18 protein-coding genes and 1 pseudogene are annotated in these 22,961 nt (G+C 75.3%); 4 read left to right on the top strand and 15 right to left on the bottom strand.

Annotated features, from left to right (window positions below; genetic code table 11):
- The first annotated feature begins 32 nt into the window (after positions 1 to 32).
- Positions 33 to 1,031, top strand: a complete 999-nt coding sequence (locus tag OHB09_RS29855; protein ID WP_006138611.1) for an alpha/beta fold hydrolase — start codon at positions 33 to 35, stop codon at positions 1,029 to 1,031.
- Here the strand turns inward: OHB09_RS29855 and fxsT are convergent.
- The 6 genes from fxsT to OHB09_RS29825 all read right to left on the bottom strand — a co-directional run bounded on the left by fxsT (position 997) and on the right by OHB09_RS29825 (position 10,183).
- Entirely contained in the window at positions 997 to 5,034 is a 4,038-nt protein-coding gene (gene fxsT / locus OHB09_RS29850; RefSeq protein WP_328922832.1) for an FxSxx-COOH system tetratricopeptide repeat protein, read from the bottom strand. The genes OHB09_RS29855 and fxsT overlap by 35 nt on opposite strands.
- Positions 5,031 to 6,245: an FxsC protein gene (gene fsxC, locus OHB09_RS29845; protein WP_328922831.1), complete on the bottom strand. Its 1,215-nt coding sequence runs from the start codon at positions 6,243 to 6,245 to the stop codon at positions 5,031 to 5,033. The genes fxsT and fsxC overlap by 4 nt, the downstream gene beginning before the upstream one ends.
- Before the next feature lies 1 nt (position 6,246).
- Positions 6,247 to 6,906, bottom strand: coding sequence for a TIR-like protein FxsC (locus tag OHB09_RS29840; RefSeq protein WP_006138608.1), 660 nt, complete (start codon positions 6,904 to 6,906; stop codon positions 6,247 to 6,249).
- 176 nt (positions 6,907 to 7,082) lie between these two features.
- Positions 7,083 to 9,467 (bottom strand): FxsB family cyclophane-forming radical SAM/SPASM peptide maturase, encoded by a 2,385-nt coding sequence (locus OHB09_RS29835; protein ID WP_328922830.1) that lies wholly within the window; start codon positions 9,465 to 9,467, stop codon positions 7,083 to 7,085.
- Positions 9,468 to 9,474: 7 nt separating this feature from the next.
- Positions 9,475 to 9,645: an FxSxx-COOH cyclophane-containing RiPP peptide gene (gene fxsA / locus OHB09_RS29830; RefSeq protein ID WP_006138606.1), complete on the bottom strand. Its 171-nt coding sequence runs from the start codon at positions 9,643 to 9,645 to the stop codon at positions 9,475 to 9,477.
- Between the two features lie 115 nt (positions 9,646 to 9,760).
- A complete protein-coding gene (locus tag OHB09_RS29825; RefSeq protein ID WP_006138605.1) occupies positions 9,761 to 10,183 on the bottom strand; it encodes a PPOX class F420-dependent oxidoreductase in 423 nt (140 codons plus the stop codon).
- A 248-nt stretch (positions 10,184 to 10,431) separates the two neighbouring features.
- Between OHB09_RS29825 and OHB09_RS29820 the strand changes: the two genes are divergently transcribed.
- The 3 genes from OHB09_RS29820 to OHB09_RS29810 all read left to right on the top strand — a co-directional run bounded on the left by OHB09_RS29820 (position 10,432) and on the right by OHB09_RS29810 (position 12,788).
- On the top strand, positions 10,432 to 11,205 hold the full coding sequence (locus OHB09_RS29820; protein ID WP_167796176.1) for an MBL fold metallo-hydrolase: 774 nt from the start codon (positions 10,432 to 10,434) through the stop codon (positions 11,203 to 11,205).
- Positions 11,206 to 11,411: 206 nt separating this feature from the next.
- A complete protein-coding gene (locus tag OHB09_RS29815; RefSeq protein WP_006138603.1) occupies positions 11,412 to 12,374 on the top strand; it encodes an ATP-binding protein in 963 nt (320 codons plus the stop codon).
- A 144-nt stretch (positions 12,375 to 12,518) separates the two neighbouring features.
- Positions 12,519 to 12,788, top strand: a complete 270-nt coding sequence (locus OHB09_RS29810; protein ID WP_328922829.1) for an SCO5389 family protein — start codon at positions 12,519 to 12,521, stop codon at positions 12,786 to 12,788.
- Between the two features lie 28 nt (positions 12,789 to 12,816).
- Here OHB09_RS29810 and OHB09_RS29805 read toward each other — a convergent pair whose 3' ends face one another.
- The 9 genes and pseudogenes from OHB09_RS29805 to OHB09_RS29765 form a co-directional block, all read right to left on the bottom strand.
- Positions 12,817 to 13,407 (bottom strand): copper chaperone PCu(A)C, encoded by a 591-nt coding sequence (locus tag OHB09_RS29805; protein ID WP_318295384.1) that lies wholly within the window; start codon positions 13,405 to 13,407, stop codon positions 12,817 to 12,819.
- Positions 13,404 to 15,761, bottom strand: coding sequence for a heavy metal translocating P-type ATPase (locus OHB09_RS29800; RefSeq protein WP_328922828.1), 2,358 nt, complete (start codon positions 15,759 to 15,761; stop codon positions 13,404 to 13,406). Before OHB09_RS29800 ends, OHB09_RS29805 begins: the two co-directional genes overlap by 4 nt.
- Positions 15,761 to 16,021: a hypothetical protein gene (locus OHB09_RS29795; RefSeq protein ID WP_006138599.1), complete on the bottom strand. Its 261-nt coding sequence runs from the start codon at positions 16,019 to 16,021 to the stop codon at positions 15,761 to 15,763. The genes OHB09_RS29800 and OHB09_RS29795 overlap by 1 nt, the downstream gene beginning before the upstream one ends.
- Positions 16,022 to 16,312: 291 nt before the next feature.
- Entirely contained in the window at positions 16,313 to 16,927 is a 615-nt protein-coding gene (locus OHB09_RS29790; RefSeq protein WP_006138598.1) for a sigma-70 family RNA polymerase sigma factor, read from the bottom strand.
- Positions 16,928 to 17,079: 152 nt separating this feature from the next.
- Positions 17,080 to 17,949, bottom strand: a complete 870-nt coding sequence (locus OHB09_RS29785; protein ID WP_006138597.1) for a hypothetical protein — start codon at positions 17,947 to 17,949, stop codon at positions 17,080 to 17,082.
- Positions 17,950 to 18,156: 207 nt separating this feature from the next.
- Positions 18,157 to 18,936, bottom strand: a pseudogene (locus tag OHB09_RS29780) (ABC transporter ATP-binding protein); the annotation flags it as partial.
- Positions 18,933 to 19,967 carry a FecCD family ABC transporter permease gene (locus OHB09_RS29775; protein ID WP_176945244.1) on the bottom strand — a complete coding sequence of 345 codons (1,035 nt, stop codon included), beginning with the start codon at positions 19,965 to 19,967 and terminating at the stop codon, positions 18,933 to 18,935. The gene OHB09_RS29775 and the pseudogene OHB09_RS29780, both read right to left, overlap by 4 nt.
- 80 nt (positions 19,968 to 20,047) lie before the next feature.
- Positions 20,048 to 21,109, bottom strand: coding sequence for an ABC transporter substrate-binding protein (locus tag OHB09_RS29770; RefSeq protein WP_093600427.1), 1,062 nt, complete (start codon positions 21,107 to 21,109; stop codon positions 20,048 to 20,050).
- Positions 21,110 to 21,259: 150 nt separating this feature from the next.
- Positions 21,260 to 22,825 (bottom strand): hypothetical protein, encoded by a 1,566-nt coding sequence (locus OHB09_RS29765; protein ID WP_328922827.1) that lies wholly within the window; start codon positions 22,823 to 22,825, stop codon positions 21,260 to 21,262.
- Positions 22,826 to 22,961 lie beyond the last annotated feature (136 nt).

Here is a 22,961-nt window from a genome sequence, read left to right as displayed (position 1 = left end):
CAGTACAGCCGCTGGCGACGGGAGGACACCGGGTGGTCGGAAGAGTCGAGGTACCGGTCCGTGGGCCGGGCGTTCCGGGGCGGACCCGGACCCTCGTCTACCAGACGTGGGGCGACGAGCACGCCCATCCCGTCTTCCTGCTGCACGGCACCCCCGGCAGCCGGCTCGGCCCCCGGCCCCGCACCTTCGACCTGCACAAGCTCGGCGTCCGTCTGATCGCCTACGACCGGCCCGGTTACGGCGACTCCGACCGGGACCCGGGCCGTACGGTCGCGGACGCCGCCGCGGACGTCGACGCGATCGCCCGGCGGCTGGGGCTGGAGCGCTACTCGGTGGTGGGCCGGTCCGGCGGCGGTCCGCACGCGCTGGCGGCGGCCGCGATCAACCCCGGCGGCCGGGTGGCGAGCGCGGCCGCCCTGGTCTCGACCGCCCCGCCGGACGCGGACGGCGCGGAGCTGGACTGGTTCGAGGACATGTCGCCCTCCAACGTCGCCACGTACCGACTGCTGGACCGGTGCGCGCCCGACGTGACGGAGCTGGGGTCCCTGCTGGCCCGCAACGCCGAGGCCATCCGCAGCGATCCGGCCTCGCTGCTGCGGTCACTCGACGAGGAGCTGCCCGCGGTGGACCGGGTGGTCGTCACGGACGCCGGGGTGCGGCGGATGCTGCTGGTCAACTATCTGTCGGCGGTGGGGCACGCCCGCTCCCCCGGTGCCGGGCCCGCGCGGATGGATCCGCGCGCCCCGCTGGGCTGGGTGGACGACCTGGTCGCCTTCCGTACGCCGTGGGAGTTCAAGCTGGCGGAGATCGACCCCGCGCTGCCGGTACTGCTCTGGCACGGCGAGCACGACGTGTTCGCGCCGCTGTCCCACTTCCGCTACCTCGAACGGCACATCCCCTCCGCCCGGGCGGTGCTCCAGCCCTCGGTGGCGCACTTCGCGGCGCTGCCGGCCATGCCGCAGGTACTCGCCTGGGTGCGGGACCGGGCCCGGGAGGTCAGATCGGGGACGGCTCCAGTTCCAGGCAGGTGATCCGCTCCTCCCGCAGGGCCCGCACCCGCGGGTGGTCCTCGCCCAGCCGCTTGGCCAGGGCGGACAGCGCGGCCTGCAGGGTGCTGCGGGCCTCCTGCGGCCGGCCGAGCAGTCCGAGGATCAGTCCCAGGTTGCCCGCGCAGGTCAGGGTCGAGGGGTGGGTGGGTTCCAGGGCCTCGCGCAGCAGGTCGTACGCCTCCTGGCAGCCCCTGCGGGCCTCCTCCCGGTCGCCGAGGGCCGCGTCGGCGGCGGCGAGGTTGACCCGGCAGACCAGGGTGTAGGGGTGGTGCTCGCCGCTCAGTTCGGTGAACGCCTCCAGCGCTCGCAGCAGCAGCGTCCGCGCCCGGGCCGCCTCCTCCACGGTCGCCGTGTCCCCGGCGGGCGGGTGCGCGGCCGTGTCGATGTCGCCCAGCAGCAGGACCGCGTAGTTCGCCGAGCACGCGACCGTCTGCGGATGGTCCTCGCCGAGGCTGTCCCGGAGGTCGTCCAGGACCCTGCGGATCAGCCGCAGCCCCTCGTCCCTGCGGTCCTGCGCGGCCAGGTCGCCGGCCAGGCTCATCTCCACCAGGAGCCGCTCCGGGGAGGCGCCCTTCTCCCCCTCCGGCCCGTGCTTGAGCACATGCTCGACGAGTTCCTGGGCCTCGGCCGGCCTGCCCGTCCGGCGCAGCGCGCCGGCCAGCCCCTTGGCGGTGTTCAGCACCGTCGGTGAGCCCTGGGTGAGCCGGGTGTTCTGCAGGCAGCGGTCGTAGGCGCGGCGCAGCAGGCTGACGGAGGCCGCGTAGTCCCCGCAGTCGCGGTGGTCCCGTCCGAGGTTGACCGCGGACTCGATGGTCAGCGGGTGGTCGTGCAGGAGGATCTCCTCGCGCAGGGCGAGGGTCCGGCTGTCCAGGGCACGGGCCCCGTAGTAGTCCCCGGACAGCCGCAGGGAGACGGCGAGGTTGTTGGCGGCACCGAGGGTGCGGGGGTGGTCCTCGCCGTAGATCTCCGCGTAACGCCGGTGGGTGCGGCGGTCGTGGTCGAGGGCCTCGGACAGCCGGCCGAGGCCCCGCAGGTCGGCGGCGATGCTGCTGGTGGTCATCAGCACGTGCTGGTCGTCGTCGGGCAGGGTCGCGAGCTGGCGTGCGCGGACCTCCTCGTCCAGGGCCAGCGACTCCTCGTAACGGCCTTGCGCGCGCAGGATGTTGGCGATCTGGAAGCGCATGTGCAGGGTCCAGCGGTCGTCGGGCGGGCCGTTCTCCGTCCAGGTCGTCACGCAGCGGGTGCTCAGCTCCATGGCCTGGGCGAGTTCGCCCCGGCGGCGCAGTTGCCGCACCCGGTCGACGAGGAGTTCGCGGATGCCGCCCTCGGTGGCGCCGAGCGCCCAGGGGGTGCCGAGGTGGGACCAGATGACCCGGTAGCTCTCCCAGGTGTTGGGGTCCTCGGGGTCGTCCTTGCTGGGCCGGGCCGCGATCAGGGTGCGGTAGACGACGTCCCGGGCGGCCTGCCGCTCCTGTTCGGTCATGCTCTCCCGCATGGCGCGCTGCACCAGGCGGTGCACCTGGACGCCCCAGATCTTGCGGTCGACGGTGACCAGGGAGAAGCGGCTGAGTTCCTGGTAGGCGCGGGCCACGGTGCGGGAGTCCCCGAGGGCGCGGGAGACCTCGGCGCCCTCCAGCAGGTCCATGGAGATCGGCTCGGGTCCGAAGTAGGCGCAGATCTGCAGCAGCTGGACGGCCTGCGGGAACTTGCGGCGCAGCTGCCCGAGGGCGAACTCCCAGGTGGCGCCGCTGACCCGGGTGACATCGCCGACCTTGTCCTCGCCGGAGCCGCGGGTGCGGGCGGCGCCGGTGGCCGGGGCCTGCAGCTCACGCAGGTAGGCGCGGGCGCCGACTTTGGACTGCTCGATGCCGGCGGCCGCCTGTTCCACCGCGATGGGGAGGTCGCCGAGCGCCTCGGCGATCTGGTCGGCGTCGGCCCGCCCGCAGTCGGGCAGCCGGCCGCGCAGGTGGGTGATGCTCTCCTCGCGTTCGAACACGCCGACTTCGAGGGTGTCGGCCCAGCGCCCCCAGCCCTCGGAGCGCTGGCTGGTGATCAGGACGTGTCCGCTGCGGCCGGTGACCATGAAGTCGGGCAGGTTGCCCGCCTCGACCGCGTTGTCCAGGATCAGCAGCCAACTGCCGTACGGCTCCCCGCGGTCGAGTGCCTCGCGGACGGCCTTGGCGGTGTCGGTGGGGTTCTTCCGCTCGGCCACGCCCAGCGGTCCGGCCATGGCCGCGAACTGCTCGACGGCGAGGTTGCGCTGCTCGGCCTGGATGTGCCAGGCGATGTCGTAGTCGCTCTTGTAGCGGTGCGCGAACTCGCGGGCGAGCAGGGTCTTGCCGACTCCGCCGAGGCCCTTGAGGAGCAGCGCCCTGCCGTCGCCCTCGCAGAGGCGTTCGCGGATCCGCTCCAGCAGGGAGGTGCGACCGGTGAAGGAGGCGGTGCGCAGCGGGACGGACCAGACCGGAGGTTCGGCGCCGGGGTAGCGCGGCATCCGGCGTTCGCCGCCGGTGTAGTGCTCGCGGGAGGCGGGGGCGAAGGTGCGGCCGAAACAGGCCAGCAGGGTGTCGCGGGCGGCCTCCCCGGTGTCGCAGCGGGTCAGGTCGGCGAGCCGGTCGGTGAACGGGCTGCCCAGGGACAGCCGTTCGACGCTCATGGACACCAGGCGGCGGTCCTCGTCCATGCCGCCGGCCGCGTACACGGCCTCCCATGTGGTGCGGAAGCGGGAGGAGCGCAGATACGCCTCGGAAAGGACGACGAGGGTGTGCGGGGCGGACTCGACGACGCGTTCGATCTCCTGGCGGTGCCGGCCGCCCTCGGCGGTGCCCTCCTGCGCGAGGTGGACCTTGAAGCCGGCGTCCTCCAGGACCGCGCCCGCCCACATCGCCCAGCTCCGGTCCTGCGGCACGAAGCTGATGTACACGTCGGAGACGCGGGGCGGCCGGTGCCGGGTGTAGCGCTCCAGGGTGCGCCGGCGCAGTCCCTCGTCGATCCGCGCCATCCGGGTCACCCGGCCGTCGGAGAGGACCTCGGCGAGCCGCTCGTAGGCGGCCAGCAGGCTCTTGGGGTCGCCGGGTGCCTCACGGAAGGGGGCGAGGGTCTCCTCGTAGGAGTAGATGGGCCGGTAGGGGATCTCCACCCGGCCCCAGTAGTCGTCGGGTTCCGTGCCGGGGGCGAGGTGGCGGCGCAGGATGCGGTCGAAGCGGTACTGGAACTGGCCGCGGGCGGCTTCGAGGCGGTCGGCCTCGGCGTTCTCGACGCGCATCGGGACGGGGAGGATGCGGATGCGGCGGTCGCGGTGCATCTCCTCGATGCGCTCGGCGACGGCGACCGCGCCGTCGATGCTCTGGCTGCTGGGGGTGAAGCAGGTGACGAGGACGTGCGGCAGGTTGACGGTGCAGATGTCGGAGATGTCGTTGAGGCCGGTACGGCTGTCGACGAGGACGTAGTCGTAGCGGTCGCCGAACTCGCGCTTGAGGCGTTCCAGGAAGCGGGTGGCGAGGGGGCCGTCCATGAACGGCTTCCAGTCGAACTGCGAGAAGGCGGTCAGATATCCCTTGTTCTTGGTCCCGGCCGGGAGGTAGTCGAGCCAGCCGCCCGCGGGGAAGTGCCAGGAGACGGGGAGCACGCAGCTGTCCAGCGGGAGCATCTCGGCGCCCCATTCGCCGCCGGGGAGGGTGACGGTCTCGACGGAGCCGTGCCCCTCGCCGTACGCCTCCGCGGCGGTGGTGTGCCGCACCCGGGTCAGGGACTCGCTGAAGCGGGAGACGAGTTCCAGCACGCCGGGGGTGGTGCGCAGCTTCTCCTCGTCCAGGAAGGGGTGGAGGAAGCGGTCGAGGCCGGGGGCGTCCAGGTCCCAGTCGACGGCGAGCACGCGGTGGCCCGCGGAGGCGAGGATCCAGGCGGCGTTGGCGAGCGCCATCGTCCGTCCCGTACCGCCCTTGTACGAGTAGAACGTGATGATCCTGCCCTCGTCGCCGGTCATGGCCTGCCCTCCGTGCGGTCCCCGGTACCGTCTCCCCCGGCGGACAATTGCGAGTGAATGTATCGCAAGTACCGCATCCTGGCGGACTCGGCCAGTTCGCTGAACCACAGAGCGAACACGTCGGCGTCGGGCAGACCCCGCACGGCATTCTGCTCCCCCGCGCGGCCCTCGCGCAGGAAACGGGGAAAGCAGGTCTGCAGCAGCCGGGTCAACCGCTCGGAACGCTCCTTGGTCTGCGGGTCGTCCTCGGGCAGCACGCTCAGCACGGCCGTCCACGGCCGCCGGACGGCGTCGAACTCCCGTACCTGGGCGGCGACTCGGGGGTTCTCCAGGGCCCACGGGTCGACCACGAGGACCCAGGGGGCGTCCGGGACGGCCGTGCCGCGCAGTTCGGCGCGGGGTTTGTCGAAGGCCACGAGGTCCGGGGTGAAGCCGAGGTTGCGTGCCAGCGCCCGCACCTGGTCGGCGAGCGGGCCGAGGGCGGGACCGTAGGGCCGCCAGTCCTCCGCCGCCGGGCCGTAGCGCGATTCGTCGCGGCCGATGGGCAGTTGCTCCTCGGTGGGGGCGAGGACGGTGATGCGCAGCGTCGGCGGGGCGGGCAGCGGGGCGGTGAAGGCGTTGTCCAGCGCGGTCAGCGGCCCGGGGACGTGCCGGTCCCCGGGGGGCGCGGGCACGGTGGCGGCGGCGTACAGGACGCGCCGGGCGAGCCAGGCGGTGATCCGCCCGGCCCGGTCCCCGGCCCGCCCGTCGCCGAGTTCCTCGCCGAGCTGGAGCATCTGGTGCAGGCCCGTGGCGGCGTACTCCTCCTCCGCCTCGTCGCCGTCCCCGGGCATCGCGGGCAGGTCGTACTGGGCGGCGCGGGGCAGCGCGGCGGGCGGGTACGGCGTCCAGAGCACGGGGACGACGGCCGGGCGGGTGTCGGCGGGGCCGGTGGTGGCCGCGGTCCAGTGCCGGCCGCACTTGGGGTCGGTGAAGTACCGCTTGGCGTACAGGGGGACGAAGACCCGGCAGTCGGCGAGGGCCCGCAGGGTCTCCTCGGCCGGTGTCCCGGGGCGCTCGACGAAGCCGGCCGCGTTCCCCTCCGGGCCGCCGGCGGCGGCGAGGTGGCCGCACAGGTCCTCGAAGAAGCGGAAGACGAGCCGGTCGAAGTCGGGGCTGCGGCCCGCGCGGTGCGCCGGGACGTGCGAGTAGCTGAGGAAGAAGAGCGGCATCCTACTGTTCCTCCTCGAAGACGTTCCTGAGTTCCTTGAACAGTTCGATGTCGCAGGGCGCGAGCCGGGTCTGCTCGGCCACCTTGACGATCGTCTGCGCGATGCCCCACACGGCCCTGTGGTACTTGGCGTGGTAGCCCTTCGCACGCAGCCCGTACAGGCCCGAGGCGAGGTACTCCGCGCCGAGGTCGGGGTGCTCGTACTGCACGCGCCGGGCGACCGGGGGCAGTCTCAGGTGCCCGGGGCCGACCCACAGCACGGGGACGATGGCATTGCCGGTGTAGGGGCGGCTGCGGCCGTGCTCCTCCTGGCGGCGCGCGAAGGCGTCCCACTCACGGCCGCACCATTCCCGGGTGAAGTACCGCTTGGCGTAGACGGGGACGAAGACCTGGCAGTCGGCGAGGGTCTCCTTCAGCCGCCGTTCCCAGTCGGCGCCGACGCCCATCCTGCGGTCCAGGAAGCCGGGCGGGCGCACCCCGTCGTGGTCCGTCAACTGCATGATGTGCCCGCACAGTTGGCGGTGGAAGGCGACCAGGTCCTCGTCGGGGTCGGGGGCCTTCGCCCCGTCCTCGGTGGGCGGCACCCGGGCGTAGCTGAGGAAGAAGACGTACGGGTCCGGCGCACCGGCCGCCCCGGCCGGCTCGGGAGCCGGATCAGTCATGGCGTGTCCCTCGTCCCCCGGTCCTCGCCGCACGCGTGGTACGGACCGTGCGGCCGGTCCCTGAATGCACCATTGGAGCGCGAAGTCCCCCGCGGATGCCAGGGGTTGACGCGTTCCGCTTGTGCCGGGGGGCGCACGGACGGCGCACGCGCACCGGGTGGCCTCCGGCGGCGGCGTCAGGGTTCGAGTGCGGCGGCCGCCTCGCGCAGGCTCCGGACCAGGCGAAGTCCGTACGGTGTGAGGGAGCCGGTGTCCAGCAGGGCGTCGAGCACCTCCAGCACTCCCTGCCGCCAGGCGGCGGCCGCGGCCCGCGCCTGCCGGGCCCCCGTGGCGTCCCGGCCCGGCCCTGTCCGGGTGCGCACGGCCCGTAGACGCCACACGTCGGCGACGGCGAGGTGGGCGTAGGCGCCCTGCAGCGCGGCGGGCGGCGGACGCGGATCGGGACGCCAGGGAACCGGCAGGAGGCGGGTGTCCGCCGGGTCGAAGAGGTCGTACATGTCGTACAGCGCCCACAGTTTGGTGTGCTGGAACTCGTGGATCAGGAGCATGGCGAGGTCCTCGGCGGTCCGGGGCAAGGCGAGACCGATCGCGCCGAAGGCGGGCCCCGAGGTGGCGCTGATGTCCTTCCCGGGCCGGGGTGTCAGGGGAACCAGTGTGGTGAGCCCCTCGGCGATGCCGGCCGCGTAGACCGGGTAGGCCTCCCGGATCAGCCGCCAGCCCTCGGCGAAACGGTCCTGCCACTGCCCGGCCTGCTCCTCCGTCAGACGGGGATGGGCACGACGGTCCTCGCCGTAGCGGTCGCGCCCGGGATCGAGGTCGTCCAGGGCGACCCTCAGGCCGTCCGCGGCGAGGTGGCGCAGGGGCTGCCAGCGCATGCCGCCGGGCAGCGGATCCACTCCGGGCACCCGTCCGGCGAGGGCGATCCGGCCGTCCGCGGCCTCGACGGTCACCGTGCCACCCGCGCCCGGCGCGGGGCCGTCCTCGGGGAGCAGCAGCCGGCCGAGGCCGGGGAGGTGGATGCCGGTGCCCTCCGGCCCCCGACGGAGCGGCACGGGGAGGGTGAGCCGGCCGCGGGTGCGGGCGGTGGCGGACAGCGCGGCCTCGGCGGGGCGTCCCCCGGCGGGACGTTCGAGCCGGGCGTGCGAGAGGGCCCAGCTCCTCAGATGGGGGTCGGCGAGCAGCAGCCGGCGGACCTCGGCGGGCAGTGCGGCGAGAGCCTTCCAGCCGGCCGCGGAGGCGTCGGGGCGCCGCTCGGCGGTCCGGGCGGCGGCGGCCAGCGCGGTGGTGCGCAGGCTGCGCTGGGCGGCGGCCAGTTCCCGCACGTCCTCGGCGGTGCCCAGGCCGGCGGCCAGCGCGTCGAAGCGGGGCCAGGGCAGGGTGTGCCGGTTCCTGAGCACGCCGGTGGCCGGGGCGGGCTGCGTGCCGGTGGGCCTCCGCTCGGCGGCGCGCACGTGGTCGATGAGCTTGAGGAGGTCGGCGCAGTAGACGGAGGGGTTGTCGAAGCCGTTGGTCGCGCGGTACCTGTGCCCGTACAGGCCGCCGCCGCAGACCTCCACCACGCGGCAGGAACGGCAGGCGGCGCTCAGTCCGGCGGTCCCGGTGCGGCGGGCCCTGATGCCGGGGTGGGCGGCGGCCTCCTCCAGGCGGTGGGTGGCCAGGTGCAGTCCGGTCTCCGGGGCGCCGGGGTACGCGGTCTTGAGCCAGTCCGCCTGCTCGACGGCGCCGTCGGTCTCGAGGACCAGCAGGTCGGTGCCGTCCGTCCCCAGCGCCTCGGTGAAACTGGTGCCGCCCTCGGCGAGCCGGCTGATCGACTCGAACATCCGGATGGGCATGGGGCGTCCCTCGGCGGCCCACCGGTCGTGGACGGCGATCAGCCAGTCCGCGTACTCGGTGGCCCCGGTGGACCCGGTCGCCCCGCGCGGGCGGGGCGGCGGGCGGTCCCAGGTGGCGTGGGGCAGCAGGAAGTCGAGCGCGGGCGGGTCGAGCCCGGCGAGGGCGCGGTAGACGGCCACCGGGTCGTTCTCGACGTCCACCGTGCAGAGCAGTCCGCCGAAGGCCCGGCGGTGGGCGGGGGCGTTGAGGCGCCGTATCGCGCGCACGACGTCCCGGTGGCTGCCGGAGCCGTCGGCGCGGACGCGGTGCCGGTCATGGGCCCTCTCGTCACCGTCGAGGGAGACGCTGGTGAGGATGGACTCCTCGGCGAGCATCGCGCAGAACGCGTCGTCCAGGAGGAGCCCGTTGGTCTGCATCCGCAGGTCGAGGGCGGCGGTGCCGCGCAGGGCGGAGCGCAGCGTGCGGGCGAAACCGCGCAGCCGTTCCCGTCCGGCGAGCAGCGGTTCACCGCCGTGCAGGACGACGTGGACCCGGGGCAGGCGGTACGCGACGGCGTGCTCGGCGATGCGGGCGGCGGCGAGCCGGAGGGTCTCCTCCGACATGGTCACCGGCCGCCCGCGCCAGCTCCGGTCCGCGTGGGTGTAGACGTAGCAGTGGTCGCAGCGCAGGTCGCAGCGGCTGTGCACCTTGATCACGAACTGCCGGAAGGATCCCGTCGCCGCGGTCACGGTCCGGTCAGAGCAGGGAGGACTGGACCGACTGGAACCCGGCCACGGGCTCCTCCTCGCCGGGGAGCGACCTGGCCAGTGCCGTCCTGAGGGCGGCCTCGGGCACCTCGTCCAGTGGTGTGTCCTGGTAGTCCTCGACCGTGCTCGTGGCCGCGGGCTGCCGTTCGTAGCTGTCCACAGGCGTCTCCTCGGGCATGGGGCACCGGGTGGCACAGCCATCGTGACGTTCCGTCCGGGGCCCGGCAAGGCACTCCCCGGCCAACCCCCGGTGTCCCCTCAGGGGCGCGAGGGGCTCAGGTGGCCGCCTGGTCGCTGTCGCGGAAGCCGCCCCAGCCGTGCCAGCGGTCGATCTCGAGGTACGCGCTGACGCGGGCGCGCCCGCGCTCGGCGTAGGGCTGACCCAGGTAGTGCCGGGAGAGCCGGTCGATGTCGGTCAGGCCCTCGTCGTCCTTCATCTCGGCGACCCGGCCGATGAGGGTGACGTGGCTGTACCAGTCGGACTCGTCGAGCACCGTGAGCGTGACCCGGGGGTCGTTGCGCAGGTGCGTGAGGCGCTTGCGGCCCTCGTCCATGTTGACCAGGATCCGGCCCTCGTCCCACAGGTACCAGGTCGCGGTGGACACCGGCTGGCCGTCGGAGCGCAGGGTGGTGATGACGGCCGGGTTCGCCTTGCGCAGCATGGCCACGGCGGAGTCCGGAAGCGGCGGCTTCGACATGGGGGTGCCTCCTGTTTCCACGATCGGGTCGGGTGTCGCTCGTGCGGGTCGAGTGTCCGTCGGACGGGGGCCGCATGCGTGCGTGGTGGGTGGACCCGTTCCCCCGGTGCCCGGTCGATCACTCGTCCGGTGCCACCGTGTCACACGTGGCGGTCCGCCGCCCCGTGATCCGGTGCGGGTGCCTCGGTAGTACGGTCCCGCTGACGCCGCGGACACCGAGCGGTGCGCCGGCGGGGAGAGGAGCGGGCATGACATCCGCGTTGCGGACCGGGGACGTCGTCCGGATCGACGAGCACGTGCACGCGGTGAGGGGCGGCGACACCAACTGGGTGATCGTCAAGGAGGGCGACAGCGCCGTCCTGATCGACACCGGGTATCCCGGCGACCGGGAGCGGCTGCTCGCCTCGCTCGCCGCCGTCGGGGTGGCTCCGGGGGCGCTGGCCGCCGTTCTCGTCACCCACGCGCACAACGACCATCTCGGCTCCGCCGAGCGGCTGCGCGCCGCGCACGGGACGCCGGTGCTGATGCACGAGGACGAAGTGCCGCACGCCCGGCGCGACTTCCTGCACCAGGTGAGCGTCGGCCAGGTGCTCGCCCGGGCGTGGCGGCCGGGCGTGGCGCCGTGGGCCCTGCGCGCGCTGCGGGCGGGCGGGACCGCGCACCTCCCGGTGGCGGATCCCCGCGCGTTCCCGGCGGACGGCCCGCTGGACCTGCCCGGCGCCCCGGTTCCGGTGCACTCCCCCGGGCACACCCGCGGGCACTGCGCCTATCTGCTGCCGCGCAGCGGTGTCCTCGTCAGCGGGGACGCCCTCGTCACCGGGCACCCCACCTCGCGCACGCGGGGGCCGCAGTTGCTGCCGGGCATGTTCCACGCCGACCGGGCCCGCGCGCGGGATTCCCTGGCGGCCCTGGAAGCGGTCGATGCGGACGTCCTCGTCCCGGGGCACGGCCCGGTGCACCACGGCAGCGCGGGGGACGCGGCGGCCGTGGCCCGTGAGCGGGCGGACCGTCGCGCGCGCTGACCCGGCGGGCCGAGCCGCCCTCGTAACGGGCCCGCCGTCCGGGCCGGTTGGCGAGGGGGCCGGGTCCGCCAGTCGGGGGACGCCGGCTTGACAGCCGGAGAGCGGCCTCTCCACGATGAGATCATGAAAGCCGTTTTCAATTCCATTGGCGTCCCTGTCGGCGTCTTCCCCGGCGCCCTCACCGGCGCCGGCGAAGGGGGCTCGTAGTGCGTGTCGCGTTCGTCGGCAAGGGCGGCAGCGGCAAGACCACGCTGTCCGCCCTCTTCGCCGGTTCCCTGGCCCGCTCCGGCGCGCCGGTCCTCGCCCTCGACGGCGACATCAACCAGCACCTGGCGCACGCCCTCGGCCTGCCCGAGGAGGCGTCCTTCGGCGCCCCTCCGCTCAGTGCCCGCACCGGTGAGATCAAGGACTTCCTGCGCGGGAGCAACCCGCGGATCGCCTCCCGCGAGGCCATGCTCAAGACCACTCCCCCGGGCCGCGGCTCCCGTCTGCTGCGCCTGCTGGGCGAGGACGAGATCCACGCACGGCACGTCCGCGAGGTGGCCGGGGTGCCGCTGATGGTCACCGGCGCCTTCGACGAGGAGGACCTCGGAGTGGCGTGCTACCACTCCAAGCTGGGCGCGGTGGAGCTGTACCTCAACCACCTCGTCGACGGCCCGGGCGAGTACGTCGTGGTCGACATGACCGCGGGCGCCGACGCCTTCGCCTCCGGGTTGTTCACCCGGTTCGACATGACGTTCCTGGTCGTCGAGCCGACCCGCAAGAGCGTCTCGGTGCTGCGTCAGTACCGCGAGTACGCCGCCGAGTTCGGCGTCGCCGTCGGGGTGGTCGGCAACAAGGTGAACGGCGAGGACGACCTGCTCTTCCTCAAGGAGCACGTCGGTGACGACCTGCTGGCGCACTGCCCGCAGTCGGCCCATGTCCGCGCCCGGGAACAGGGCCGTACGCACGAGGGGCCCGAGCCGGCGCTGCTGCGGGCGCTCGGCGAGCTGCGCCGGGCGGTGGACGCCCGCCCGAAGGACTGGGAGACGTTCCAGCGGCAGGCCGTGGAGTTCCATCTGCGCAACGCCGCCGCCTGGGGCGACCGGGCCACCGGGTCGGACCTGGCGGCCCAGGTCGACCCCGGCTTCCGGCACGGCCCGGCCGCGCTGCGGGCCCTCACCGGCTGAGCGGGCCGTCACCTGCCGGGCCGGGCCCCGCCCGCCGGACCGCCCTCACCGGCCCGGCGGGCGGATCACCTCGCCCGCCGGGGCGTCCCCGCTCCCCCACCGGGCATTCCCGCTCCTCCCTCACCAGACGGGACACACCTCCCCATGTCCTCCGACGTCACCCCGCACCCACTCGCCGACGTCGGGGCCCGGACGGCCCGCGACGAGGACGTCGTCGCCGCCGTCCGCGCGTCCCTGCCGCACGCCTACCGGCTCGTCGCCGCTCTCGCGGACGAACTCCGCTCCGGCACCGCCGAGTTCGCCGACGCGCCCGCCCCCTCGGAGGCGGAGCGCGGCCAGGTGCGGTGCGCGCTGTCCAGCGAGGCGATCCGCGGCAGCCTGGAGCGGCACTTCGGTGTCGTCCTGGCCTCCTGACCGCCTCCACGGCGCCCGGGCACGGCGGTCACTCGCGCGCGCCGGGGCGCACCACCACGGCGAGCGTCCCGACCGGTTCCCCGTCCGCGAACCGCAGCACGAAGGGCACCAGATCGCCGGTGCGCCAGCGTGCCGCGTCGGGGACGGGGACGGTCACGTCGCTGCTGAGGGGCGACATGTCGAGGGTGCCGCCCGCGGGCACCGGCAGAGACTCGGCGGGCTCCCGGTAGGCCGCGTTGCCCTCGGTCATACGGTGGCGGCTCAGGGCGATGCCCGGGCCGACGGCGGACGAGGTCACCTCGACCAGCGTGTCCGGCGCGCCGCCCGTGTTGGTGACCCGGAAGAACGCGGCGGTCTCGGCGGCGCCCGGGGCGGGCAGATACAGCCGCGCGTCGGCGACCGCCACCCTGGCGGGGCTGCCGGCCCCGCCCGAGGCGGTCCACACGGCGAGCCCGCCGAGCGCGAGCACCGCGGCGCACACCGGGGCGAGGGCGGCCAGGGCGGCGTCCTCCAGGCCGCGTCGGGTGGGCCGCCAGGGGTGCGGGGGCGTCTGCGCCCCCTTCCCCGTGCGGGAGTCGGGAACCGGAGGCGCGGCGGCGGGCGCCGCCCCGGAGGTCACCGTGCCGCCCGGGCACGCGGGGCGGGCACCGTCCGCCGCCGGGCGGCCGGTGACGGCTGCCAGGCACGCAGCCGCAGGCTGTTGCCGACCACCAGGAGCGAGCTGAGGGACATGGCCGCCGCGGCGAACATCGGGTTGAGCAGGCCGGCCATGGCCGGCGGCACGGTCACCAGGTTGTAGCCGAACGCCCAGAGGAGATTGGCGCGGACGGTGCCCAGGGTGGCGCGGGCCAGCCGCACGGCGTCCGCGAGGGCCTCGATGTCCCCTCGGACGAGGGTCACGTCGGCGGCGCCGATCGCCACGTCCGTGCCGGTGCCCATGGCGATGCCGAGGTCGGCGCCGGCCAGGGCGGCCGCGTCGTTGACGCCGTCGCCGACGACCGCGACCCGGTGGCCCCGCGCCCGCAACTCCTCCACGAGCGCGGCCTTGTCCTCGGGCGAGCAGCGGGCGTGGACCTCCTCGATGCGGAGTTCCCCGGCGACGGCGCGGGCCGGTTCCTCGCGGTCGCCGGTGGCCAGGACGGGCCGCACCCCGAGCTGCCGCAGCCGTTCCACGGCCCGGTAGCTGCCGGGCCGCAGGGTGTCGCCGATCAGGAGCAGGGCCTCGGCCCGGCCGTCGACGCGGACCACGACCGGGGTGCGGGCACCGCCCGCCCCGGCGGTCAGCGCCTCGGCGAGGACCTCGGGCAGCGTGTCGTCCGGGGCGAGGACCTCGACCGTCCGGCCCTCCACCCGCCCGCGCACGCCCCGCCCCGGCAGGGCCTCGAAGCCCGCCACCGCCGGGAGTTCGCGCGCGGGCGCGGTGCGGCGCGCGTACGCCACCACGGCCCGGCCCAGCGGATGCTCCGAGCCCTGTTCGACCGCCGCCGCCAGCCGCACCGCCGTCCCCTCGCCCACCCCGCCGGGCACCGCGGTGACCGCGGCGACGCTCATGTGCCCGGAGGTGAGCGTGCCGGTCTTGTCGAGCACCACGGCGTCCAGGTGCCGCAGACGCTCCAGCGCCCTCGGCCCGCTGACCAGGACGCCGAGCTGGGCGCCCCGGCCGGTCGCGGCCATCAGCGCGGTGGGGGTCGCCAGGCCCAGCGCGCACGGGCAGGCCACGACCAGGACGGCCACGCAGGCGGTGAGAGCGGCCTGCGGCTCGGCCCCGGCGCCGAGCCAGAAGCCGAGCACCGTCACGGCGAGCACCAGCACGACCGGGACGAAGATCCCGGCGACCCGGTCCGCGAGCCGTTGCGCCCGCGCCTTGCCCGCCTGCGCCTCGGTCACGAGCGCGGTGATCCGGGCGAGCCGGGTGTCGGCGCCGACCGCCGTGGCCCGCACCAGCAGCAGTCCCCCGACGTTCACGGCGCCGCCGGTCACCGGGGCGCCGGGGCCCACCTCCACCGGTTCGCTCTCCCCGGTGACCAGGGAGAGGTCGAGCGCGGAGCTGCCCTCCTCGACGACGCCGTCGGTCGCCGGCCGTTCCCCGGGCCGCACCACGAAGACCTGCCCGAGACGCAACTCCGCGACGGGGACACGGCGTTCCCGCGTGCCCTCGCGCACGGACACCTCCTTGACGGCGAGTGTGGCCAGCGCGCGCAGGGCCGCGCCGGTCCCCCGCCGTGCCCGCGCCTCCAGATACCGGCCGACGAGGACGAACAGCGGCACGCCCACGGCCACTTCGAGGTACACCGGTGCCTCGCCCCCGCTCGCGGACGGGAGGAGGCTGAACGGCATCCGCATGCCGGGCTCGCCCGCGCCGCCCAGGAAGAGGGCGTAGCAGGACCAGGCGAAGGAGGCGAGGACGCCCAGCGAGACGAGGGTGTCCATGGTCGCCGTCGCGTGCCGCAGCCCCCGGGCGGCCCGGACGTGGAAGGGGCGGGCGCTCCAGGCGACGACAGGCGCGGCGAGCACGAAGCAGAGCCACTGCCAGTTGCGGAACTGCAGCGCGGGGACCATCGACAGGACCAGCACCGGCACGGCGAGCAGCACCGTGACCGACAGCCGGTCGCGTGCGCGCCGTGATGCCCGCGCCGCTGTGTCCTCGGCATCCGCGGCGTCCGCTGTGTCCGCTGTGTCCGCTGTGTCCGCTGTGTTCTCGCGCCCCGGCGCGGTGGGCGGCGCGGGGAGCGCGGCCGTGTATCCGGCGCGTTCGACGGTGGCGATCAGATCCTCGGGGCGGAGGGCGGACGGGTGCCGCACCCGGGCCCGGCCGGTGGCCAGGTTCACCGCGGCGGTGACGCCGGCCAGCCGGCCGAGCTTCGTCTCCACGCGCCGCACGCACGCCCCGCAGGTCATCCCGCCCACGAGAAGATCGGTCACGACCTCCGCGGCGTCCTGCGCGGCCGCGGCCGTGCGCGGTCCGGTGGCCATCAGTGACCGCCTCCCTCTCCCATGTCGCCCATGTCGTCGATGTCGTCGATGTTCATGCCGCCCGTGTCCGCTCCGCCGCCGTCCGGACTCACCCGGGAACCGTGCATGCCGGGCGCGACCGGCCCGGCGCCGGTTCCGACGACGTAGGCCGCGGCGAAGACCAGGGCCAGCAGCAGAAGGAATCCGCACAGGGCCGGCGGCGGCAGCGCCCGGCGGAGGAGAGGACCCGCCGCGGGGGCGGGTCGGCGGGTCCTTGGCATCTGTCACGACTCCCTACGCCTCACCTCGTACGGCCCCGGGACGGAGCCGTACCGGTGCAGGAGTCGGAGAAGGGGCCGGCCGGGTTCCCCGGCGTCGCTGTGACCTACGTCCTCTCGTTCGGATCGTTCCGGCGTCGCGGGGTCCGGCACGCGCCTCCGCGGCGTTGTCGTCGGTTGCCGGGGCTCCGCCCTGGCGCCCTCCTCCGCTGTGCAGCCGCGCGCACCGGACCCCGCTCGGGCCGGCCGGAAGGCGACCGCGCCTCCCCGCCGGCCCGATCCGAACGAAAGGCCCTAGGTCATCGCGAGCGGCTCCGGTGCGGGCGCCGCCGTGGCCGGGGGGCCGGAATCGGCGTCCAGCATGCCGGCCAGGGCGCCCCGGGCCCGGGAGACCCGGGAGCGCACGGTGCCGACCGGGCAGCCGCTCGCCTCGGCGGCCTCCCCGTACGGCAGGCCGAGCAGTTGGGTGAGGACGAACGCCTCGCGCCGGTCGCCGGGCAGCGCGTCCACCAGTTCCATCAGGGCGATGCCCTCGTCGAAGCCCGGCAGGCCGAGCGGCTGGGCGCGTTCCACGGCGAGCTGCCAGTCGTCGGTGTCGGACTTGCGGGGCCGGGCGGCGGCGCGGCGCAGGCTGTCGGCGACGGCCCGGCGGGCGATGGACAGCAGCCAGACCCGGGCCGAGGAGCGGCCCTCGAAGCGATGCAGGGCGGTCAGGGCCCGCAGGAACGTGTCCTGGGTGAGGTCGTCGGCCGCCTGGGGGTCGTGGGCGAGGTGGGCCACGTAGCGGCGTACGTCGTGCTGGAGGGCGCGCACGAAGCGGTCGACCGCTTCGCTGTCGCCGCCGGCGGCGGCGAGCGCCCAGGCGGTGACCGTCTCGTCGGTCACCGCGGGCAGGGCAGGGGTGGTCATGGTGCCTGGGTCCTTCACTCGGGTCCCGCGCGGGCGCGGCGAAGGGCCGCGGGGCCCTGGGGCGGGCGGCCGCACGGGTGGGTGAGCCGGTCGCGCGGACGCGCGAACGGCGGCCCGCGCCGCGGATGTCCACGGCGTCGGGGTTCCGGCTGTCACAGGACAGCGGTCGCCCCGGGTGGGCCCCGTGTGGTGAAGGCGTGGACGTGCGGACGCGGCCGCGGCCGACGGGCCCGCTCCCGCAGACGCCGCGGCGGGGCCGGGGCCTCGGGCGGCAGCAGGACGGCGAGGACGAGCCGCAGCGGGACGAAGGCGCGGTCGGCGCAGGCCCGGACCAGTGCGAAGGCCGCGCGCTCGCCGAGGGCGAGCCAGAGTCCGCACAGGGCGGCGGCCACCAGGTGGGCGGTGAGCATGCCCCAGGAGGCGGTGCCCGTGGCGTGCGCCATGAGGTGCGCGCCTGCGCCGTGCACACCGTCGTGCGTTCCGGGCATGCCGACGGCCATGTCGTGCCCCATGGACGTCATGGACCGGGTGGACCCCACCGCGTCCGTCGAACCCGTCGGGTCCATCGGCGGGGCGTGCGCGGCCGGCGCCGAGGGGCCGCCGCTGCCGAGCCCGGGGTGCGTGCCCCCGGCGGGCGGGAGGAGCCCGGCCCGCAGGGCCACCTCGTAGGCCCGGACGGCCGCGGCTGACCCGGGATCGGCGCCGCACAGCACATGGTCGGCCCACTGCCGCACCGGAGAGGTCTCCCCGGTGCCCGGTGCCCGCATCGCGGACTGCGCCCGGGTGAACCCGAGGTGCAGTGCCGCCTGTACGGCGACGGTGAGCCCGGCCACCGCGGCGGGCCGGCGCTCCCCGGCCCCGCAGGCCCAGCCGAGGCCGCCGACCGCGAGGAGGGCGGCGGCCAGGGCCCACGAGGGCACCGGTGCCCCGGACATCAGGACGTGTCCGGTGGCGGCGAGCACGACGCACACGGCCGCGAACATCGCGGCCCGCAGTGCGCGCAGTACCCCGCCGGCAGACATCCCGCCTCATCCTGACACCCGGAACCCGGGCCCGGTTCACCGGACCGCGGAACCGGTCGCGGCCGGGCGTGCCGGGCCCTCCGCCGCGCTCGCCCCGTCGCCTTCGCTCTCGCCCTCGCCGACTCCCCCGCCGTCTCCCTCGCCTTCGCCGGTGCCGTCCGTTCCGCGTCCGCTCCCGTCGTTCCCGTCCCCCTCGGCCCCGCCGTCCGGGCCGTCCGCCGGGCGGTGGTGGTCGAAGGCGATCAGGGGATCGCCGGTCAGCGGGTGCGCGAGGACGGCCGCCCGCACGCCGAACACCTCCGCCAGCAGTGCCGGCCGCAGCACCTCGCGCGGGCGCCCGGAGGCCACCACGCGGCCCTCGTGCAGGACGTGCAGCCGGTCGCACACGGAGGCCGCCGCGTTGAGGTCGTGCAGGGAGACCAGCGTGGTGCGGCCCCGGCCGCGCAGCAGGGCGAGGAGTTCGACCTGGTGGCGGACGTCCAGGTGGTTGGTCGGCTCGTCGAGCACGAGGAGGTCGGGCCGCTGCGCGAACGCGCGCGCCAGCAGCACACGTTGGCGCTCCCCGCCGGAGAGTTCGGCGAACCGGCGGTCCGCGTGCCCGGTCATGCCGACGTCGGCGAGGGCACCGGCCACGATGTCCCGGTCGACGGCGTCGTCACCGGCGAAGGCCCGCTTGTAGGGGATGCGGCCCATGACGACGACCTCGCGCACCGTCAGCTCGAAGTCGCCGCCGCGCTCCTGCGGCAGGGCGGCGACGTGCCGGGCCGACCGTGCGGGGCTCAGCTCCCGCAGGTCGGTGCCGTCGAGCAGGACGCGTCCCGCCACAGGGCGGAGGTGGCGGTAGACGGTGCGCAGGACGGTCGACTTGCCGCTGCCGTTGGGGCCCACGAGGCCGGTGATCTCGCCGGGTGCCGCGAGGAGGTGGGCTCCCGCCACGACCGTACGGCCGGCGTAGGCGACGTGCAGGTCCTCGATGTCGAGTCTCACCGGGCGCTCCCCTGCCTGCGGTCGAGGAGGTACAGCAGTGTGGGGGCGCCGAGCAGTGAGGTCACGACGCCGACGGGCAGTTCCCGGGTGTCCATGGCGGTGCGGCACACCAGGTCGACCACGACGAGCAGCAGCGCGCCGAACACGGCCGCCACCGGCAGCAGCCGCCGGTGGTCGCCGCCGACGACGAGGCGGCAGACGTGCGGGACCATCAGGGCGACGAAGCCGATGGCACCCGAGACGGCGACGAGGACACCGGTGAGCAGGCTGGTCGCGGTGAACAGTTCGCGGCGCAGCCGGACGACGTCGATGCCGAGGCCGGCCGCGCTCTCGTCGCCCATGAGCAGCGCGTTGAGGCGCCGGGCGCGGGCCTGGAGCAGGAGCCAGACGGCCGGCACCGCGAGGGCGGGGGCGGCCAGCAGCGGCCAGGTGGCGCCGCCGAGGCTTCCCATGAGCCAGAACAGCACACCGTGGGTCTGCTGTTCGTCCCCCGAGCGCAGGACGAGGTAGCTGGTGAAGCCGGACAGGAACTGGCCGACGGCCACTCCGGCGAGCACCAGGCGGAGCGGGGCGAAGCCGCCGCCGCGCCGGGCGATGGCCCAGACCAGGAGGAAGGTCGCGAGCGCGCCCGCGAAGGCGGCTCCGGACAGGCCGAGCCCCAGCCCGCCGCCGGCGCCCAGGCCGAGCACGAGCGCGGCGACCGCGCCGAGGGAGGCCCCCTGGGAGACGCCGAGGAAGTAGGGGTCGGCCAGCGGGTTGCGCACCAGGGCCTGTGCCGCGGTGCCGACGAGGCCGAGGCCGGCGCCCACCAGGGCGGCCAGCAGGGCCCTGGGCAGCCGCAGTTGCCACACGATGAGGTCCTCGGTGCCGGGGCGGGGCGGCTCTCCGGTCGTCCTGCGCCACACCACTGCCCACACCTCCTGCGGCGGGATGGGGGTGGAGCCCCGGGAGACGGCCGCGGTGAGGGCGGCGAGCAGGGCGATCCCGAGGAGACAGAGCAGGGGCACGGTGGGCAGGGGTCGGCGCGCCAGGCGGGGCGGGGCGGAGCCGTCGGAGCCGACGAGGCCGTCGGAGGGAGTGGTCTTCTCGCGCGGGAGGACGTCGGGCACGGTCAGCCGACCTCGGACGGGTACAGGGTGCGGGCGATGCGTTCGACGGTCTCGGCGTTCTCCACTCCCGCGAGGGTGGTCCGCTCCGAGCGGATGCGGAGGAAGTGGCCCTTCCTGACGGCCTTCAGTCCCTTGGTGGCGGGGTTGGTCTCCAGCCACCTCCGCGCCTCGTCGAAGCCCTTCTCGGTGGCGGCCCGGCCGCCCCGGTCGCGGACGCCGAGCTGGATCCAGTCGGGGTCGCGGGAGAGGACGTCCTCCCAGCCGACCTGTTCGTAGGTGGTGTCGCAGTCGGCGAAGATGTTGCGGGCCCCGGCGAGGGTGATGACCGCGTGGCCGACCTGGCGGTTGCAGAGGGCGGTCGGCTGCCTGGTGCCGGCGTCGTAGTCGAAGAAGAAGTAGCTGGGCCGCTTCTCGTGCGGGACGTCGGCGATCGCCGTGCGCACGGCCCGGACGCGGTCCTCCATGCCGTCGACGAGCCGCCGGGCCTTCGCGCGGGTTCCGGTGATCGCGCCGAGCGCCGTGAGGTCGGCCTCCACGGCCGAGAGGTCGGTCACGGGGCCCTCGCGCGTGGCCGCGCAGGCGGTCGACTTGAGGTAGATGTGCTTGATGCCGGCGGCCCGGAACTCCTCCTCGGTCGGGGCGTCGCCCATGCCGCTCATCCTCATGGCGGCGAAGGAGTCGATGTACAGGTCGGCGCCGGAGGCGAGGAGCTTCTCCTTCGGGATCACCGACCTGCTGAGCACCGGGACGCGGCGGCCGCGCTCGCCGAGGGCGCCGGGGAGGGTGCCGGGGCCGGGTGGGAATCCGGTCCCGGCCACCCTGTCGCCGGCGCCGAGGCGGAGCAGCAGGTCCAGGGCGGAGGCGTTGCTCGTGACGATCCGCTCCGGCGGCCGGGAGAACGTGGTCCTCGCCCCCCGGCAGTCGGTGACGGTGACCGGGTACCGGCCGGTGACGGACCGTCCGGCGGCGGGAGCGCCGCCGCCCCCGCTCCCGTCTCCGCAGCCCGTCACGAGCAGGCCGCCCACCAGCACGGCCGTCGTGCCCCACCCCGCGCGGATACGCATCGCAGTACTCCTGGATCGATTCGGTGCGCGGGCGGCTTCTCGCCACCCTCGGTCCAGTAGTCGCGGCGGGCACCGCGGGAGTTCCCGGTGACGTCCGCGCGTTCGCGGGGGGTCGTCACAGGAGGTGGGCCCGGCGGGCCGTCCGGGCGGTCAGTGCTTGGTGTTGCTCGCCCAGATGGCCCTGCCGTTCTCGTAGATCACCACGTTGCCGTCCTCCTGGATCTTCAGGACGGAGCCGTTGTGGCCGTAGGTGTTGCTGGCCCAGACGGGGCGGTTGGACGAGGTGTAGACGACCAGGTTGCCGTCCGCCTGGAAGACCGCCTGGTAGTTCGAACCGAACGTCATGGTGGCCCAGCGGGCGTGGTTGTTCTCGTCGTACACGACCAGGTTGCCGTCCGTCTGCATGTGCAGCCGGGCCCGCTTGGCGTTGAGGCTCTGCCCCGCCCTGAGCACCCGGGTGGCCGAGACGCTGATGGACGCCGGGTAGCTGGGTTTGGACGCCTTCTTGGTGGTGCTCTTCTTCTTGGTGGTGACCTTGGTGGTCTTCGAGGAGGTCGTCCTGGTCGGCGAGGAGGCCGGGCCCGAGCTGGAGGTCACCGGTCCGGTCGGGGCGCCCGGGAACGCCTGTCCGCCCGGCTCCTTCTTGATCTTCGCGGGGGCGGACCCCGTCGAGGAGGAGCTGGGCGAGGCGGTGGAGGAGGCGTACGGGGCGCCCGGGCCCTCGGCGCCGTCCTCGCCGAGGACGGTGCCCGCCTGGTCGGCGACGACGCCGTTGTGGGTGTCCGTGGTGCGGTCCCGGTTGACCAGCAGCACCGGCACGGCGACCAGGACGGCGCCGAGCACGGCCGCGCCGGCCAGCAGGGGGCGTCCAGGACGGCCGGTGGGCACCGCGGCGGCGGTACCTGAGCCGGGGTCGTCGGGGAGGCTCGCGGCCAGCATCTGTGCCTCGGCCGGGGAGGGCGCCGCCGCGGCCCGCGCCTCGGCGCCTGTCCCGCCGCCCCCGGACGCCGGGGTGCCGGTGGCCGCGGCGGAGGGGCCGGCCGCGCCGGCGGCCTGCCCGGGGGCGGTGCTCGCCGGTGCTTCGGCCGCGGCGGCGGCCTGCGGTGCGGTGGCGGCCGGGGCCGGTTCGGCGGCGGCGCTCGCCGCGACGGCCGCCGCGGCTCCGCCCCCGGCGTCCACGGCGACGGCGGCATTCCCGGTGGCTTCGGAGGCCGCGGCGGCGGCGCGCTTCCGCTTCCGGGCGCCGAACACGCCCGTCCCGGCCGTGCGGCGTCCGGCGGCGGAGCCCAGGGCGACGGTGGTCCCGTCGGCGGCGGGTCCCGCGGGGGCACCGCCCGCACCCGTGCCGCCCTCGGCACCGGCCGGCCCGGCGCCCGGGGCCGCGGACTTCGGGTCCTCGGCGTCCGGGCCTTCGGCGTCCGGCGTGTCCTTCGCGCCGCTCGTGCGCGCGGACCTGCCGAGGACACCGGAGGCCACCGCGTCGGCGTCGGTGTCGTCCGTGTCCCCCAGGCCGGGGGCCTCCGCGGTCCCCGGCCCCGTCCCGGCGCCGGTGAGCGCCTGGAAGGCCGCGCCCTCCTCGGGGGCCTCGTCCCCCGCCGCGTCCGAGGCGCCGGTAGGCGAGGTGCCCGGCCACGCCTCACGGGGATCCTGCGACCCGCCGTCCGTGGCCCCGTCCCCGGCTCCCGGTCGCGCAGCCTCCGGCTTCGGGGGCTTCACGGTCGGGTTCCCGGCCGCCGAAGTGTCGTCCGTCGAAGTCCCCGCCGTCCTCTTCCCGACAGGTGATTCCGTCCGATCAGCCATCCGCGCCATCCGTCCCGCAGTTCGTCGTACGCCTGTGTGTGCGACTCCATTC

This window comes from Streptomyces griseoaurantiacus (genome assembly GCF_036189845.1).
Lineage (GTDB): Bacteria > Actinomycetota > Actinomycetes > Streptomycetales > Streptomycetaceae > Streptomyces > Streptomyces griseoaurantiacus.
This window is presented reverse-complemented; position numbering and strand designations above follow the sequence as displayed.

Excerpts from the sequence above, each read along its gene's own strand:
- fxsT (WP_328922832.1), bottom strand. The coding sequence starts at position 5,034 with ATGACCGGCGACGAGGGCAGGATCATCACGTTCTACTCGTACAAGGGC.
- fsxC (WP_328922831.1), bottom strand. The coding sequence starts at position 6,245 with ATGCCGCTCTTCTTCCTCAGCTACTCGCACGTCCCGGCGCACCGCGCG.
- OHB09_RS29840 (WP_006138608.1), bottom strand. The coding sequence starts at position 6,906 with ATGACTGATCCGGCTCCCGAGCCGGCCGGGGCGGCCGGTGCGCCGGAC.
- OHB09_RS29825 (WP_006138605.1), bottom strand. The coding sequence starts at position 10,183 with ATGTCGAAGCCGCCGCTTCCGGACTCCGCCGTGGCCATGCTGCGCAAG.
- OHB09_RS29820 (WP_167796176.1), top strand. The coding sequence starts at position 10,432 with ATGACATCCGCGTTGCGGACCGGGGACGTCGTCCGGATCGACGAGCAC.
- OHB09_RS29810 (WP_328922829.1), top strand. The coding sequence starts at position 12,519 with ATGTCCTCCGACGTCACCCCGCACCCACTCGCCGACGTCGGGGCCCGG.
- OHB09_RS29800 (WP_328922828.1), bottom strand. The coding sequence starts at position 15,761 with ATGGCCACCGGACCGCGCACGGCCGCGGCCGCGCAGGACGCCGCGGAG.
- OHB09_RS29795 (WP_006138599.1), bottom strand. The coding sequence starts at position 16,021 with ATGCCAAGGACCCGCCGACCCGCCCCCGCGGCGGGTCCTCTCCTCCGC.
- OHB09_RS29790 (WP_006138598.1), bottom strand. The coding sequence starts at position 16,927 with ATGACCACCCCTGCCCTGCCCGCGGTGACCGACGAGACGGTCACCGCC.
- OHB09_RS29785 (WP_006138597.1), bottom strand. The coding sequence starts at position 17,949 with ATGTCTGCCGGCGGGGTACTGCGCGCACTGCGGGCCGCGATGTTCGCG.
- OHB09_RS29770 (WP_093600427.1), bottom strand. The coding sequence starts at position 21,109 with ATGCGTATCCGCGCGGGGTGGGGCACGACGGCCGTGCTGGTGGGCGGC.